The following is a 14,464-nucleotide window of genomic DNA, read 5'->3' on the forward strand; positions in this document are numbered from 1 at the left end:
GAGGGGCATTATTGACCCAGTCTCGGCGAAAACCGCGCATATGGCATGCGACAGCCGCCCAAATGCTCGGCTATCGAGCCCACGCCGTCCGTCAAACGCGGAAGATGCGGGTGTAGCGCGATTTGATCGATTCCCCTTCGCGCTCCACCGCCGCGGGATCGTCCTTCATCGTCTTGATGTCCTTCAGCGGCTTGCGGCCCGCCTTCTCCTGGGCCTGCGCGTGAACCGAGCGCAAGCCGCCGATCTCGATGTTGAGTTGCTGCCCCTCGCGCCCGAGCGCGAACGATTGAAACAGCCTTGCGGCGTTCGGATGCGGGCAATCCTTGAAGATCCCGTTCGGGCCGACAATGAGCGGCGACCCTTCGGTGGCGTAGACCGGCTCGACCGGGCGGCTGGCCTCCTTCATCTGAAAGATGTTGTACTCGTTGCCGTCAGCCATCACGGCGCGCTCGCCGAGATCGAGCTTCTTCGGCGGATCGGTGGAGGACTGCACCTGCATGATGTTCTGCTTTGCGAGTTGCTCGAAAAAGCTCCAGCCGAGGTCGCGCTGCATCTGATAGGTCGCAGTCATGATGGTGCCGCTATAGCCGGGATGCGCCTTGACGATCTTGCCCTTCCATTTCGGGTCGAGCAGATCGGCAAAGCTCTTCGGCGCCTCCTCGGCCTTCACCAGATTGGTGTTGTAGGCAATGATCGACAGCCAGACCCGGAAGCTTGCGAACTGGCCGTCGGGATCGCGATGCTCGTCCGGATAGTATCTTGCGACCTCCTCCGGAACATAGGGCGTCAGAATGCCGTCGCGCTTCCACACGATGAAATGTGCCGCGTCGGAGGAGTTGACGACGTCGACCGCATGAATGTTGCTGGAATATTCCTGGCCGACCCGCTGGAACACACGCTCCGCGCCGGTGCGCTCGACACGCACGGTGATCCCTGGATATTTCGCTTCGAACGCCCTTGCCAGCTTCTCGGCGACCGGCAGATCGGTCGAGGTGTAGTAGACGACCTGGCCCTCTTTCCTCGCCGCCTCGATCAGCGTCGGCGTGACCGGTTCGGCGGGTGGCGCAGCGGCCATCACGCGCGTTGAAAAAGCGGCCCCTGCCAGCACAGCGCCCGAGCCCTTCAGCATGGCGCGGCGCGATAGCCCAGGATGTTTCCTCATATGATTCCCCGCACACGATGGCGAAGTTGATACACCGTCCAGCCGCTCATATTCCGATACGCAAGGACGGAGTCTGTCGTCGACAGATGCTTCAGGTTGCAGCTAGACTTCTAACCAAGAAACAAGACTAAAGTTGGGGGAGAGGATCGATGGCGGGCTTACGGTACGCCTTGGTGCTTGTCGCGGCGCTGCTGACCGTGTCGATGGCAGGCTCACGTGCTGACGCCGAAGACTACCCTGCCCGGCCGGTCAGGATCATCGTTCCCTTCGGTCCCGGCGGCCCGGCCGACGTCGTCGCGCGACAGATCGGCAGCATCTTGCAGGAAAACCTCGGCCAGCCCTTCGTGGTGGAGAACCGCACCGGCGCCGGCGGCGTGATCGGCACGCTCGAGGTCGCCAAGGCGCCAGCCGACGGCTACACCCTGCTGATGATGTCGAACACCCAGACCGCGAATGAATCGCTGGTGCCGCAGCGCAAATATGAGCTGATGCGCGACCTCGTGCCGATCGCGTCCCTGAACACTTCCGACCTCGTGATCGTGGTCCACCCTTCCGTGCAAGCGAAGACGCTGCAGGAGTTCATTGCACTCGCAAAAGCCCAGCCCGGAAAACTGAACTACGCCTCGTCGGGTCAAGGCACGCCCTATCACATGGCCGGCGAGTTGTTCAAAGCCATGGCCGGGATCGACGTCGTGCATGTGCCCTACCGCAACAGCGGCGAAGCCCGTAGCGGCGTCATCGGCGGCCAGGTCCAGATGATGATCGACGCCGTGCCGGCGATGGCGGCGAATGCTGCCGAAAACCAGGTACGCGCGCTCGCGACAACCGGCAAGGTTCGTTCGGCGGTGCTGCGCAACGTTCCAACGGTGATCGAGGCCGGTGTCCCCGGCTATGAGGCAACGATCTGGCTCGGCTTGATGGCGCCAGCGGGTACGCCGAAGCCGATCATCGACAAGCTCAACACGGCCGTGAACGCCGCGATCAGACGGCCGGAGGTCGAGAAGCTCTGGGCCGCGCAGGGCGCGGTACCGATGCCGATGACACCGGACGAGTTCGACAGATTCCTGCGCGCCGATGTCGTGAAGTGGGCAGACGTCGTCAAAAGGCTGGACAAGACCCAATAGGCACGCGGCGCAAAGACTGCGGCGAAGGAACAGTGCGAATGAAGACGTTGAACATCTTGAGCGGCGGCGCAGCGCAGGGCCTGGTGCGCAGCCTCGCGCCGGCATTCGAAGCCGAAACCGGTCTCAGTATTACCGGCGATTTTGGCGCGGTCGGCGCCATGGCCGACAAATTGCGCGCCGGCGCTCCAACCGACATCGTGATCCTCACCGCCACGCTGATCGCGAAGCTTGCCGACGAAGGGCTGGTCCTGCGCAGTTCGATTGCCGACATCGGCCGGGTTGAAACGGCGCTTGCGGTCCGGGCGGGCGATCAGCCGGTGAGCGCAAAGGATGCGGCGAGCCTGCGCGCGGCGCTGCTCGCTGCGGACGCGATCTTCGCGCCCGATACCAAGGCCTCGACGGCCGGAATTCACGTTGCCAAGGTCCTCGCAGAGCTCGGCATTGCAGACGATATTGCCGATCGGCTGAGGATCTTTCCCAACGGCGCGACCGCGATGCGGCATCTGGCTGCCACCAATGACCGGCGGCCGCTCGGTTGCACGCAATCGACCGAGATCAGCAGCACCCAGGGTGTCGTGCTGTCGGGCACCTTGCCGCCGGGATGCGACCTTGCGACCATGTATACGGCCGCCGTTCCGACGCAGGCAGCCTCTGCATCGCAGGGGCTACGCCTGATCGCGTTGCTGACGTCGTCGGATGCATCGGAGCTGCGCAGCAAAGCGGGCTTCGTCTCCTAGAGCCTTTCCCGTTCCGATTGAATCGGAACGGGGCTCTAGATTCTAGTTTTGACGCGTTTTCTGCACGCGACCGGTATCCACTTCGCTCGAAAACGCTTTAGCGCGCCAACTGCGTGAGGCCGGTCGGCGGCCCGTCGACTGCGGTCCAGCCACCGTCGACGAACAGCGTGCTGCCACTGACGTAACTCGCCGCATCCGATGCAAGGTAAGCGACGGCGGTCGCGACCTCATCGGCACTGCTCCAGCGATTGAACACGGTGTGGCCGGCGTAGAGATTGTAGATGTCGGGCCGCTGCTTGAACGGGCCGGTCAGCGCGGTCTCCGCGATGCTCGGCGCGATCGCGTTGACCCGGACGCCGGATCGGCCGACCTCGGACGCGAAGCCCTTGACCAGCAGCCCGATCGCCGCCTTGGTCGATCCATAGACCGCAAGCCCCGGCTCGATGGTCACCGCGCGCACCGAAGAACAGGCAATCAGGCTGCCGCCTTGCTGCTTGACCATGATGCGGCCGAACGCCTGGAAGAACCAGACCGTGCCCTTGATGTTGAGGTTGATGACACGGTCGATGTCCTCCTCAGTGTAGTCGAGGATGGTCTTGCGGATATTCAGGCCCGGCGTCGTCACCGCGATATCGATGCGCTGAAATTCCGCGAGCGCCTTCGCCGCCAGCGCCTCGACATCAGCACGATCAGCCGCATCGCAACTGCTGGCCGTCGCCGATCCGCCCTGTTGCCGGATCGCCGCGGCGGTTGCCTCCGCACCTTCCACCGTCCGATCGGCACACAGCACGCGTGCACCAAGCGACGCCAGCGCCTCAGCCGAGGATTTGCCGATGCCCGAGGCCGCACCCAACACCACGGCGGTCTTGCCGGTGAGATCAAACAGCTTGCGATAGTCCTTCATATGACCCCTCCCTTCGGCAACGCATGCCGGAAATGTAACACTTCCCCGATTTGCTTCAGGTCCGGCACTGAGGGCAAGCGACACCTTGCACAAGCGCGGCAAACGCGTCAGCATTGTGGGTAGAAGCGCGCCTGCGCCAGCTCCGTCAAGAAAGTGCACCCGTCGTGAGGATCGTCGACCTGAGCCGAGAGCTCTATCACCGCACGCCGAGCTACCCCGGCCATCCGCCAATCATCCACGGGATGTGGAAGAACCACGCGGAAGCCCTTGCGGATTCGCGAAATGTTTATGGGCTGGCATCGATGTTCATCTCGATGCCGGACCATGGCGGAACCCATATCGATGCGCCCCGGCATTTCGGCCCGAGCGGCATCCCGATCAACGAATATCCGCTGGAAAAATGCATCGTGCCGGGCATCTGTCTCGACCTGCGCCATATTGCGCCGCGTGCCGAGATCACCCCATCCGACCTCGACGCCGCCGTGAAGGCGGCCGGACGGCCGATCCCGAAAGGCGGCACCGTCCTGCTCTGCACCGGCCATCATGCGCGAACCTTTCCGCGCAAGGAATACTCGACCGACAATTCCGGCGTGAATGTCGCCGCCACCGAGTGGCTCGCGCAGCAAGGCATCGTGCATTTCGGCATCGATTCGATGCGCCCGGGTCCCGATAGCGACGAGAACCTGCTGGTTCACAAGGCCTGCCTCGACCTCGACATCACCCACATCGAAAGCCTGTGCAATCTCGAGGCCCTGCTTGGCCAGGGGCAGTTCACCTTTATCGGCCTGCCGATGAAATGGCGCGACGGGACGGCATCGCCGATCCGCGCGGTGGCGGTGTTCGGCCTGCAGGAGCCGTGATGCGGGTGAGGCATATCCGATGACGGGCAGCAGGCCAGCCTCGCCCTCGCGTCGTGCCGTCTTGAAGGCCGGTGGCGTGCTCGCGGTTGCGGCTCTCGCCGGCGAAGCCAGGGCGGCCGGCTATCCGGAACGCCCGATCAAGGTCATCGTGCCGTTCGCGCCGGGCGGGCCGACCGACATCATGGCCCGCATCCTCGGTACTCACCTCGGCGAAGCGCTCGGCGGCACCATCGTGGTCGAAAACCGGCCGGGCGGCGGAGGCAATATCGGGATCGGTATAGCGGCACATGCCGACGCAGACGGCTACACGCTGCTGATCACGTCGAGTGCCTATGTCGTCAATCCCGGCCTCTACGCCAAGATCCCGTACGATCCGGCGAAAGACTTTGCACCAATTGCCGAGCTTGGTACCTCGCCCAACGTGATCCTGGTCAATCCGAAGCTCGGGATCAATTCGGTCGCGGACCTGGTCGCGCGTGCCAGGGCCAACCCGGACGAACTGAACTATGCGAGCCCAGGTCTCGGCACGACGCCGCATCTCGCCGGAGAGTTGTTCAAGATCTCAGGCCAGATCCAGATGACGCACGTGCCGTTCTCGGGCGCCGGTCCGGCCATCCAGGCGATCCTGAGCGGAACAACCCAGGTCGCGTTTGCAGCGCTGCCACCTGCCCACTCGCACATCGAGTCGGGCGCGCTAAAGGCGCTGGCCATCACTGGAACCCATCGATGGTTCGATTTACAGGACGTGCCGACCATGATCGAGCTCGGCTACAAGGATTTCGTCTCCGACACCTTCCAGGGGTTTCTTGCGCCCACAAATACGCCCTCCTCCATCGTCGCGCTGCTGTCGGCGAAATCGATCGCGATCCTGAAGACGCCGAAGATCGCTGAACAGCTGCGCAATGACGGTTTCGAAGTGCTGGCAAACGGCCCCGACGGCATGCGCAAGCGAATTGCGGACGAAGTGCCGAAATGGCGCGACATCATCGCGAAGGCCGGGATCAAGCCGGTCTGAGCAGATCAACATTGCGCGACACGCACAGCGTGTGGTCTTGCGACCGCCAAGGCGCATCCCTAGGCTGCCCCCATAACAAAACAACACTTGGGAGGCGATCGTCATGGCTACAAGGCGGGATTTCCTGAAGGTGGGAGCAACGGCGGCGGCCGGCATCGTGTTCTGCGGCTGCGGGCTCGTGCACAACGCGAACGCGCAGCAATCGCGCCAGAAATTGCCGGTCTCCGTCAGCGACAAACGCGTCAAGACGATCGACATTCATTCGCATTGCCACTTCCGCGAGGCGGGAGCCCTGCTCGGCGCTGACGCCGGGAAACTGCAACTGCCGCCGGTCAACGGCGCCATTGAGGCCTTCGTCGAGATCGACAAGCGCCTGGCTGCGATGGACGCGCAAGCGGTCGATATGGAGGTGCTGTCGATCAATCCATACTGGTACGACCGCGATCGCGAGCTTGCCGGGCAGATCGTGAAAATCCAGAATGAAAAGCTCGCCGAACTCTGCGCTTCGAAGCCCGAGCGGTTTGCGGCCTTCGCCTCGCTGACGCTGCAGGCGCCTGATCTCGCCGTGCAGGAGCTGGAGACGGCGGTCAGGAAGCAGGGCCTGAAGGGTGCGGCGATCGGCGGCGGCGTCAACGGCGTCGAATTCTCCGATTCCAGGTTTCATCCGGTGTGGGCCAAGGCTGAGGAACTCGGCGTCCCCCTGTTCATCCATCCGCAGGGCGTGCCCGAGCTCAACAAGCGGCTCTCCGGAAATGGCTGGCTCGGCAACACGATCGGCAATCCGCTCGAGACCACGATCGCGCTCTCTCACCTGATCTTCGAGGGCACGCTCGATCGCTTCCCGGGATTGAAGGTCATCGCCGCGCATGGCGGCGGCTACCTCCCCTCCTATGCCGACCGCTCGGACCATCCCTGCCTGGTCGGCCCCAAGGGATGCAACCCGGACGTCAAGCTCCAGAAAGCGCCGACGGAATATCTCAAGCAGATCTATTTCGACTCCTTGATCTTCACGCCGGAAGCTATCCGGCACCTGGCCACCCAAGTGGGCGCCGGCCAGATCGTGCTGGGAAGCGACTATCCCTATCCCTGGCAACTGGCACCGGTCGACCACATCTTCGCGTGCGCGTCGCTGAGCGACGACGACAAGGCCAATATTCTCGGCCAGACCGCAGCAAAGCTGCTCGGTGTTGCCGCGTGAGGATGGAAGCGGAGCGTTGGACGATCTGAATTGCCGACATCGCGCCTTGGCACGCGAACCTTGGCGCGCGACTTTGGCACGCGACGACGGCAGCAACGATCAGTAAGCTTTCACTGTCCGTATTTCGTTGCCCGGCCGGGCCGTTGGCGCCTGCTGTGCGATGTTGGGTACCGGATCGGCGTAGATGGCATCAGTTCCAGCGAACTCGGCTTGCGCCGCGTCCGATATCCATTTGACCGCCGCCGGGCGACTGACCAGCATCCCGATCAAGGCAACGATGACGAGCACCGGCAGAGCGATCAGCTTGATGCTGAAGCTCTGGTAGTTGCTCGCTGGGTCCTGCCGTCGCTTGTCGAAAGAGCCCTGCATGGATTCCTCCATAGTGTGCTCCCCGAAGCGTCACTTACCGCAATGCATGGAAGGCCGATGTGATTGGTTTCACAGGGCCTGCCCAATTCACCGTTTCGTGACATGCTGACTGGTCGGCCGCCGCGGCGACTACTCGCCGTCATCAGCTCCGGCCTCGACCAGCGCCTGAAGCGTCTCGGGCTTCAGCACGACGATCGCGCCATGCTCAAGCCTTACCCAGCCGCGTATCGCCCACGCCCGGAGCTGCTTGTTGATGCTCTCGCGCGTCATGCCGACCATCTCGCTGATCTCCTGCTGGGTGATCGAGATGGTGCGCCCCTGCGGCTCGCGCTTGTGCTTGTCACTCAGGCGCAGCAGCGCGCTGGCCAGGCGACCGGGCAAGTCCTGCAGGATCACTTGCTCGACCTGGTCACTGGTCCGGCGCAATCGTTCGCAAAGCAGTTCGATGAACTTCATCGCGAGCGTCGGCTGGCTGCGCACGAAGGGAATGAACTCGCGCCGGTCGATGACGAACAGCTCACAATTGCTGTTGGCGGTCGCATCGGCCGTCCGCGACAAGCCGTCGAGCAGCGCGATCTCCCCGAATATCTCTCCTGCCTCGATCAGGTTCAGGATAGCGTTACGACCATCCGGCGATGAGATGCTGATCTTCACCGTGCCCGAAATCACCGCGATCAAACTCGTGCCGGGATCGCCCTTGGAAAAGATCGTCGTCCCGCGCTTCAGCGTGGTGTGCTTGGCGTAGCGGCAGAGCTGATCGAACGCCTCTGGCTCCAGATCGGAGAAATAGGGATGCTTGCGCAGCACCGAAAGCTTGTTGTTCGGAAACGACGGCGCACCGGCAATTCGTTCTATGGGCGACGCACCGGTCATTGTCATCCAGACTGATTGTGTTGCGTTTAATCGGCCGCCAGAGCGGACGCCGACAAAGCCATCGATCAATGAAAGCGGAGGGGACTATAACCCCGCCGGGGACCTACAGCAACAAAGGTCCGTGCAGGGGATTCAAAGTACAATTTGGAATAAATAAACACCTAGTTGCAACGCTCAATTGTACCCGACAGCGCCACCCGATCCGGAAACCCGGTCCAGCAACGCAAATCCCGCGTGGCGAAACGCCTAAGTGCCGGCCGGCACCCCGGCCGGCTCACAGCAGCTTGCCGTCAGGCCCAAAGAACGGATGCGGCCCGTCGAACTGACCGATTGGGACCTGATGCGTGACCAACTGCCCAAAGCCCTGCCCCGGAAACCACGCGTGCAGATGGAACGCGGGCGGTTCCACCTTGAATGACGGTTCTCGGAGCTGTCCGAGATCCAGGTCGACCGCGTGGTTCGGCGCAGGACATATTGTCACGGGAATGCCGGCAAGGGTGGTCAGCATGGCCCGGTGGACGTGCCCGCACGCGATCAACTGCGCACGCGGGTGGCGCCTGACGATTGCGGCCAGTTCCTCGGCATTGAAGAGGTCCTGGCGGTCCATGTGCCAGATCCCGCCCTTGAATGGCGGGTGATGCAGGAAAAGCAGCGCCGGCCGGTCGACCGCGATCGCCAGCGTCGCATCCAGCCATTGCAGCGTCGACGCTTCGAGCAGGCCATGCGGCTTCCCGGCCACGCTTGAATCAAGCAGCAGGAGATCGAGGCCGTTCACCTCGATCTTCTGGTCGAGCGGTCCCGTTGCGTGAACATAGGGCGCGGCGGGAAATGCTGCGCGCATCCACTCCCGCGAGTCGTGATTGCCGGGAATGCCGGCTAACGGCAGGCGGAGCGGCGCGAGCAATCGCTTGAGATAGTCGTATTCTTCGATGGACGGCGTATCCACAAGGTCGCCGGAGATGACGACGAAATCCGGCGCCGGCTCGAATGCGCCGAGCGCCGCCACGCAGCGTTCAAGCGCTTTGGCGGTATCGACCCGGCCATAGGCCAGCGCGCCGGGCGGCTTGATGTGGAGGTCGGATATTTGGGCGACGAGGACCGGTTTCGACGGCATCGATGGAGCTCAGGGTTCGGAGGGCAGGACACGAAGAGCATCGGGCGCGATCGAAAGTCCGATCCGGTCGCCGACTTTGGCTTGAATCGTGTTCGGCGCATCGACATTGAGCGGCTTGCCCGATGCACCACTCACGACGATCCGCTGCCGGTCGCCGATGAAGCTGACGGAATCGACAATGCCCGAGAGCACCCCCGCTCCCGCGCCGGTCTCCGTCACGCGGATGGTTTCGGGACGGATCATGACAATTGAGTTCGCAGTCGTCGCTCCACCGTCGATCGGCAATCGCCCGCCGGGCAGCAGCAATACACCGTTCTCGATCGGAGCTTCCACAATGTTCGCCGCGCCGATGAACTCCGCCACAAACCGATCCTTCGGCGCGAAGTAGACCTCGCGCGGCGTTCCGATCTGGGCAATCGCGCCCTTCCGCATCACCACGATACGATCACCGAGTTCCATCGCTTCGGACTGGTCATGCGTGACATAGATCGTCGTGATTCCGAGCGCGCGCAGCAGCCGGTTGAGCTCGCTGCGCAGCCGGTCCCGCAAGGCGGCGTCAAGCGCGGTCAAGGGCTCATCGAGCAGCAAGATGCCGGGCCGGATCGCAACCGCACGCGCCAATGCGACGCGCTGACGCTGGCCGCCCGAAAGCTGGTCGATGCGGCGGTTCTCCAATCCCGTGATGTTCGTCAACGTAACCAGCTCGGCGACGCGTGCGGCCCGCTCGCTCCTGGCGACACCGCGGATCTTCAGGCCGTAGGCGATATTGTCCGCCACCGTCATGTTGGGGAACAGGGCGTAGGACTGGAACACCATTCCGACATTGCGCCGCTCGATCGGGACCGAGGTCATATCCTTGCCGTCGAACAGGACCTTGCCGCCGGCATCGGGCAACTCGAGGCCCGCAATGATGCGCAGCATCGTGGTCTTGCCGCAGCCGGATGGCCCGAGCAGCACCAGCGTCTCGCCGCGCGCAATGTCGAGGGTCGCGGGATCGAGGGCGCGGGTGCCGTCGGCAAACGTCTTGCCGCAGCTTTCAATCCGCACCGCTGCGCCATGGCCGGCCATACTCATCGCTTGTGATCCCTGTCGGCCAGCAGCTGCATCGCAACCAGGAGCGGAATGATCATCACGAAGAAGATCAGGGTGTAGGCCGACGCCACTTCGAGCCGCATCGAGGCGTAGCTGTCGGCGAGCCCGATCGGCAGCGTCTTCGTCAACGGCGTATGCAGCATCCAGGTCAGGTTGAATTCGCCGAGCGACAGCGTGACCACCATCAATGCGCCGGCCAGAATTCCCGGCAGGGCATTCGGCACGATGACATCGCAAAATCGCCGCCACGGCGATGCGCCGAGCGAGGCGGCGCCTTCATCGAGCGTCTTGATGTCCACGGTGGCAAACACCGCCATGACCGACCGCACCATGAACGGCATGGTGAAGGTGACGTGGCCGACCAGGATGAACAGCCAGGAACGGCGAAAGCCGCCAAAGCTCCCATAGGAGAGCAGCAGTGCAAGCGCGATCGCAAGTCCGGGGATCGCCAGCGGCAACGTGATGATCTCCTCGACGATGCGGGCAAGCCGGCCGCCGCGCGCGTGCAGCGCGTAGGCCGCGGGAACACCGACGAGCAGCGTGACCACGAGTGTCGCGAAGGCAATCACGAAGGACAGCAGAATGGTGCCGGCATAGAGCTCCCAGACCTGCGCGACCCATTGCAGGGTCACGCCGGATTGGATGCCTCGGAAGTAATTGACGGTAACGCCGGCAGAGATGGAAAGCCCCGCGGGCACCACCAGGAATGCGGCAACGAGCAGCGTGAAGATGAACTGGCCGGTGAAGATCAGGCGGTCGCGCATGCGTTCACCCGGCCGCCGCGATCGCACTGCCGCTGAACGTGCGGGCAAGCGCGAGGATGAGCCAGGTGATCAGGCCAAGCCCCACCGACAACGCCGCGGATGTCGCGAAATTGGCGGCCAGCGTGAACTCGGTGTAGATCAGCATCGGCAGCACGTCGATATTCGTCGCCAGCGTGAAAGCGGTCCCGAAGGCTCCCATCGCGGTGGCAAAGGCGATCGCACCGGAAGCGACAAAAGCCGGCGCGAGCGCAGGCAGCACGACGTCACGCTGCACCGCCCATGGGCTGGCGCCGAGCGAACGCGCGGCTTCCTCCAGGCCGACATCGAGCTTCTGTACGGCCGCCATGATGGTGAGGATCACGCGCGGGATCGAGAAATAGAGATAACCCAGGAAAAGCCCGTAGATCGAATAGGCGAAAACGATCTTCTCGCCGAAGATCCTGTTCGAGAGATCGCCGATCAGCCCCTGTCGTCCGGCCAGCAGAATGATCATGAAGCCGACGACCACGCCGGGAAACGCCAGCGGAAAGGTCAGCATTGCGATCAGCACGGCCCGCCCGGGAAAGCGGTGCCGCTGTAGAAACATTCCGGCAATCGTCGCCACGATCAGCGTCACGACTGTGGTTGCCGCCGCGAGAAGCAGGGTGTTGATCAACGTCGCGCGATAGCGGCCTTCCGCTAGGATCGCGAGATATCCGGCGAGCCCGTGCGGCCCTTCTGCACCTGCGATCACTAGCCGTGCCATCGGCAACAGGAAGAATGCCGTCGTCACCACCGCAAGCGGCAGCAGACAGAGCCAAACAAAGGACTTTTGCGACATCGGAAGATTGGTGCCCTGGCGAAGGGCACCATATTGCCTCAGCGAACCTCGGCGAGATAGCGGTCGACGAAGGCTTTTTGCACGTTTTCCATCTCGCCCCAGTCGACGCTCTTGGCGCGCGCGTAGTCGCTGTCGGGGAGGAATTTGCCCTTCACGGAAGCGGGCAGCTCGATCGGGCGGGCCGGACGCAGATAGGCATTGGTCCAGATCGCCTGGCCCTTGTCGGACAGGAGATAGTCCATGACCTTCTTGGCCTTCTCCTTGTCGGGCGCGTTCTTCACGAGACCGACGACATAGGGAAACACCACCGAGCCCTCGCAGGGAATCACAAACTCGAAGTTGCCCTTTTCCGAATATTTCGCGCGGTAGGCGTTGAAGTCATAGTCGAACAGAATAGGCATCTCACCCGAGACGACGCGGGCATAGGACGTCTGCTTCGGCACGATCGGATCGTTCTTGCGCAGCTCCTTGAAGAAGCCGATCGCGGGATCGAAATTGCTGGGCGAGCCGCCCAGCGCCAGATTGACGGCGACTGCGCCGACATAGCCGACGGCCGCCGACGACGGATCGAGGTAGCCGACCATCCCCTTGTAGTCGGGCTTCAACAAGTCCTTCCAGCAGGCCGGCACCGGCTTGCCGCCAAGTGCGTCCTTGTTGACGAACAGGCCGAGCGTGCCGGAGTGGATCGTGGTCCAATAGCCGTCCGGATCCTTGAGGCCGGCGGGGACCTGATCCCAATGCGCCGGCTTGTAGGGCTCGAGCGCGTCCTGAGCCTTGGCCTTCATGCCGAAGGTGACGCCGAAATAGCCGATATCGCCGACCGGATTGGACTTCTCAGCCAGGATCTGAGCCAGCGCCTGGCCGGAATTCTTGTTGTCGTGCGGGATGTCGTAGTTGAGGTCGGCCTTGATCGCCTTCAGCATCGAGGCCCAATCTGCCCATTCCGGCGGGCAATTGTAGCAGATCACGTCGGCCGCCCTGGCCGATTGCCACGGCGCGATCAGCGTCAACGCCAGCAACGCGAGGACAAGGCGGACGGTTTTCATGGGAGGCTCCGGTGTGGCGGGATGCGATGAGGATTTCAACATCAACCGGGCGATCAAGTATAGTCCGCGTATGAAGGTTTTGCGACGCGCCCGCTGCTGTGCAGCAAACGGCGGAGCCGAGACGCCAACCATCGGCTGCTCGCGGCCGCCGGCGGTTTTGCGCTAGGTTGCCAGGCAAAAGAGGAGGCGACCATGTACCAGCCGCCCGGCGTCAAGACATCGCCCGACCTTCCCGTCCCCGACCGCATGAAAGCTTGGGTCCTTGGCGACCCCGATCAGCTCCACCTGAGCGAGAAGCCGACGCCTGCCCCGTCGCGTGCCGAGGTGCTGGTCCGCATCGATGCGGTTGCGATCTGCGCCACGGATCTCGAGATCATCCATGCCGGGTCGCCGGCGAGCATTCAGGGCGGCCTGCCCTTCAACAAGAACTTTACGCCGGGCCACGAATACATGGGCACGGTCGCCGCGCTCGGCCCTGATGTCGACGAATTCAGGATCGGCGAGCGGGTCAGCGTGGAAATTCACGCCGGTTGCGGCCAATGCAAACGCTGCCGCCAGGGCATGTACACGTCGTGTCTCAACTATGGAAAACCCGAGAAGGGTCACCGCGCCAACGGCTTTACGACCGATGGCGGATTCGCCGAATACGCGGTGAACCACATCAACACGCTGGCGCGCGTACCTGATGCGATGAGCGACGCGGAAGCGACGCTGGTCGTGACTGCCGGTACGTCGATGTATGGCTTGACGGAATTGGGGGGATTGGTTGCCGGCGAGAGCGTCGTGGTGATCGGCCCCGGGCCGATCGGACTGCTCGCGGTGGCGGTGGCCAAGGCGCTTGGTGCAAGCCCGGTCATCCTGACGGGAACACGCAACAAGCGGTTGGCGATCGGCGGGGAATTGGGGGCCGATCGGGTCATCAACATCAACGACGAAGACGCCGTTGAGGTTGTGAGGCAACTAACAGGGGGGATCGGTGCGGACTATGTCGTCGAATGTGCCGGCACCGAAGCGACACTCAACCAGGCGATTCACATGACCAACCGTGGTGGCAGGATTTGTCTGGCCGCCTTCCCGCACGAGGCCGCAACACTGGACATTGCACATCTCGTGCGAAACAACATCTACGCCTACGGCATCCGCGGCGAGGGCCGCAGCGCCACCCACCGCGCCATGGAACTGATGGCAGCGAAGCGGTTCGACGCGACCAGGATCCACACGCACACGTTTCCGCTGGCTGACCTGCCGACGGCGCTCAGATATGCGCGGGATCGCGTCGACGACGCGATCAAGGTCGTCGTGACCAATCGCAGAGCCGAAAAGATCGCAAGCGCCGCGGAGTAAGATGGCGACCGCGCCGGTTGCAACTGCGCCGGCCTGGGAGCC

General features: G+C 63.2%; 15 protein-coding genes. 6 read left to right on the forward strand and 9 right to left on the reverse strand.

Annotated features, from left to right (window positions below; translation table 11 throughout):
* Nucleotides 1–91: 91 nt before the first annotated feature.
* The gene (locus tag G6P99_RS32325) at nucleotides 92–1,162 is read right to left on the reverse strand and encodes an ABC transporter substrate-binding protein (protein ID WP_165124935.1); all 1,071 of its coding nucleotides are present in this window, start codon (nucleotides 1,160–1,162) and stop codon (nucleotides 92–94) included.
* A gap of 149 nt (nucleotides 1,163–1,311) precedes the next feature.
* Between G6P99_RS32325 and G6P99_RS32330 the strand changes: the two genes are divergently transcribed.
* Together G6P99_RS32330 and G6P99_RS32335 are read left to right on the forward strand one after the other, a co-directional pair.
* Complete coding sequence (locus tag G6P99_RS32330) at nucleotides 1,312–2,286, forward strand: Bug family tripartite tricarboxylate transporter substrate binding protein (protein ID WP_165124938.1); 975 nt, start codon at nucleotides 1,312–1,314, stop codon at nucleotides 2,284–2,286.
* A gap of 38 nt (nucleotides 2,287–2,324) precedes the next feature.
* Entirely contained in the window at nucleotides 2,325–3,023 is a 699-nt protein-coding gene (locus G6P99_RS32335) for a molybdate ABC transporter substrate-binding protein (protein ID WP_165124941.1), read from the forward strand.
* 97 nt (nucleotides 3,024–3,120) lie between these two features.
* Here G6P99_RS32335 and G6P99_RS32340 read toward each other — a convergent pair whose 3' ends face one another.
* Nucleotides 3,121–3,927 carry an SDR family NAD(P)-dependent oxidoreductase gene (locus G6P99_RS32340; protein ID WP_165124944.1) on the reverse strand — a complete coding sequence of 269 codons (807 nt, stop codon included), beginning with the start codon at nucleotides 3,925–3,927 and terminating at the stop codon, nucleotides 3,121–3,123.
* A gap of 164 nt (nucleotides 3,928–4,091) precedes the next feature.
* Between G6P99_RS32340 and G6P99_RS32345 the strand changes: the two genes are divergently transcribed.
* From G6P99_RS32345 to G6P99_RS32355, 3 genes are all read left to right on the forward strand, one after another.
* The gene (locus G6P99_RS32345) at nucleotides 4,092–4,787 is read left to right on the forward strand and encodes a cyclase family protein (RefSeq protein WP_165124946.1); all 696 of its coding nucleotides are present in this window, start codon (nucleotides 4,092–4,094) and stop codon (nucleotides 4,785–4,787) included.
* Nucleotides 4,788–4,806: 19 nt separating this feature from the next.
* Complete coding sequence (locus G6P99_RS32350; protein ID WP_165124948.1) at nucleotides 4,807–5,802, forward strand: Bug family tripartite tricarboxylate transporter substrate binding protein; 996 nt, start codon at nucleotides 4,807–4,809, stop codon at nucleotides 5,800–5,802.
* Nucleotides 5,803–5,905: 103 nt separating this feature from the next.
* A complete protein-coding gene (locus G6P99_RS32355) occupies nucleotides 5,906–7,000 on the forward strand; it encodes an amidohydrolase family protein (protein WP_029079970.1) in 1,095 nt (364 codons plus the stop codon).
* 99 nt (nucleotides 7,001–7,099) lie between these two features.
* On the opposite strand, the gene G6P99_RS32360 is transcribed toward G6P99_RS32355, so the two are convergent.
* The 7 genes from G6P99_RS32360 to G6P99_RS32390 form a co-directional block, all read right to left on the reverse strand.
* Nucleotides 7,100–7,381 carry a hypothetical protein gene (locus G6P99_RS32360; protein WP_029079971.1) on the reverse strand — a complete coding sequence of 94 codons (282 nt, stop codon included), beginning with the start codon at nucleotides 7,379–7,381 and terminating at the stop codon, nucleotides 7,100–7,102.
* Nucleotides 7,382–7,498: 117 nt separating this feature from the next.
* Nucleotides 7,499–8,242, reverse strand: coding sequence for a Crp/Fnr family transcriptional regulator (locus tag G6P99_RS32365; protein ID WP_051346129.1), 744 nt, complete (start codon nucleotides 8,240–8,242; stop codon nucleotides 7,499–7,501).
* Nucleotides 8,243–8,516: 274 nt separating this feature from the next.
* On the reverse strand, nucleotides 8,517–9,356 hold the full coding sequence (locus tag G6P99_RS32370; RefSeq protein ID WP_029079973.1) for a phosphodiesterase: 840 nt from the start codon (nucleotides 9,354–9,356) through the stop codon (nucleotides 8,517–8,519).
* 9 nt (nucleotides 9,357–9,365) lie between these two features.
* Nucleotides 9,366–10,430 carry an ABC transporter ATP-binding protein gene (locus G6P99_RS32375; protein ID WP_029079974.1) on the reverse strand — a complete coding sequence of 355 codons (1,065 nt, stop codon included), beginning with the start codon at nucleotides 10,428–10,430 and terminating at the stop codon, nucleotides 9,366–9,368.
* On the reverse strand, nucleotides 10,427–11,212 hold the full coding sequence (locus G6P99_RS32380) for an ABC transporter permease (protein ID WP_029079975.1): 786 nt from the start codon (nucleotides 11,210–11,212) through the stop codon (nucleotides 10,427–10,429). The genes G6P99_RS32375 and G6P99_RS32380 overlap by 4 nt, the downstream gene beginning before the upstream one ends.
* 4 nt (nucleotides 11,213–11,216) lie before the next feature.
* A complete protein-coding gene (locus tag G6P99_RS32385) occupies nucleotides 11,217–12,032 on the reverse strand; it encodes an ABC transporter permease (protein ID WP_029079976.1) in 816 nt (271 codons plus the stop codon).
* 38 nt (nucleotides 12,033–12,070) lie between these two features.
* The gene (locus tag G6P99_RS32390) at nucleotides 12,071–13,078 is read right to left on the reverse strand and encodes an ABC transporter substrate-binding protein (protein ID WP_029079977.1); all 1,008 of its coding nucleotides are present in this window, start codon (nucleotides 13,076–13,078) and stop codon (nucleotides 12,071–12,073) included.
* 192 nt (nucleotides 13,079–13,270) lie between these two features.
* Here G6P99_RS32390 and G6P99_RS32395 point away from each other — a divergent pair, with 192 nt between their 5' ends.
* Nucleotides 13,271–14,422: a zinc-dependent alcohol dehydrogenase gene (locus G6P99_RS32395; protein ID WP_029079978.1), complete on the forward strand. Its 1,152-nt coding sequence runs from the start codon at nucleotides 13,271–13,273 to the stop codon at nucleotides 14,420–14,422.
* The last annotated feature ends 42 nt before the right edge of the window (nucleotides 14,423–14,464 follow it).

The organism is Bradyrhizobium sp. 6(2017) (assembly GCF_011058295.2).
In the GTDB taxonomy this organism is placed as follows: domain Bacteria; phylum Pseudomonadota; class Alphaproteobacteria; order Rhizobiales; family Xanthobacteraceae; genus Bradyrhizobium; species Bradyrhizobium septentrionale.

What these genes read in the sequence shown, in the direction of transcription:
- G6P99_RS32330 (WP_165124938.1), top strand. Translation starts at nt 1,312, where the DNA reads ATGGCGGGCTTACGGTACGCCTTGGTGCTTGTCGCGGCGCTGCTGACC.
- G6P99_RS32355 (WP_029079970.1), top strand. Translation starts at nt 5,906, where the DNA reads ATGGCTACAAGGCGGGATTTCCTGAAGGTGGGAGCAACGGCGGCGGCC.
- G6P99_RS32395 (WP_029079978.1), top strand. Translation starts at nt 13,271, where the DNA reads ATGTACCAGCCGCCCGGCGTCAAGACATCGCCCGACCTTCCCGTCCCC.
- G6P99_RS32325 (WP_165124935.1), bottom strand. Translation starts at nt 1,162, where the DNA reads ATGAGGAAACATCCTGGGCTATCGCGCCGCGCCATGCTGAAGGGCTCG.
- G6P99_RS32340 (WP_165124944.1), bottom strand. Translation starts at nt 3,927, where the DNA reads ATGAAGGACTATCGCAAGCTGTTTGATCTCACCGGCAAGACCGCCGTG.
- G6P99_RS32335 (WP_165124941.1), top strand. Translation starts at nt 2,325, where the DNA reads ATGAAGACGTTGAACATCTTGAGCGGCGGCGCAGCGCAGGGCCTGGTG.
- G6P99_RS32365 (WP_051346129.1), bottom strand. Translation starts at nt 8,242, where the DNA reads ATGACCGGTGCGTCGCCCATAGAACGAATTGCCGGTGCGCCGTCGTTT.
- G6P99_RS32380 (WP_029079975.1), bottom strand. Translation starts at nt 11,212, where the DNA reads ATGCGCGACCGCCTGATCTTCACCGGCCAGTTCATCTTCACGCTGCTC.
- G6P99_RS32360 (WP_029079971.1), bottom strand. Translation starts at nt 7,381, where the DNA reads ATGGAGGAATCCATGCAGGGCTCTTTCGACAAGCGACGGCAGGACCCA.
- G6P99_RS32385 (WP_029079976.1), bottom strand. Translation starts at nt 12,032, where the DNA reads ATGTCGCAAAAGTCCTTTGTTTGGCTCTGTCTGCTGCCGCTTGCGGTG.
- G6P99_RS32375 (WP_029079974.1), bottom strand. Translation starts at nt 10,430, where the DNA reads ATGAGTATGGCCGGCCATGGCGCAGCGGTGCGGATTGAAAGCTGCGGC.
- G6P99_RS32370 (WP_029079973.1), bottom strand. Translation starts at nt 9,356, where the DNA reads ATGCCGTCGAAACCGGTCCTCGTCGCCCAAATATCCGACCTCCACATC.
- G6P99_RS32350 (WP_165124948.1), top strand. Translation starts at nt 4,807, where the DNA reads ATGACGGGCAGCAGGCCAGCCTCGCCCTCGCGTCGTGCCGTCTTGAAG.
- G6P99_RS32390 (WP_029079977.1), bottom strand. Translation starts at nt 13,078, where the DNA reads ATGAAAACCGTCCGCCTTGTCCTCGCGTTGCTGGCGTTGACGCTGATC.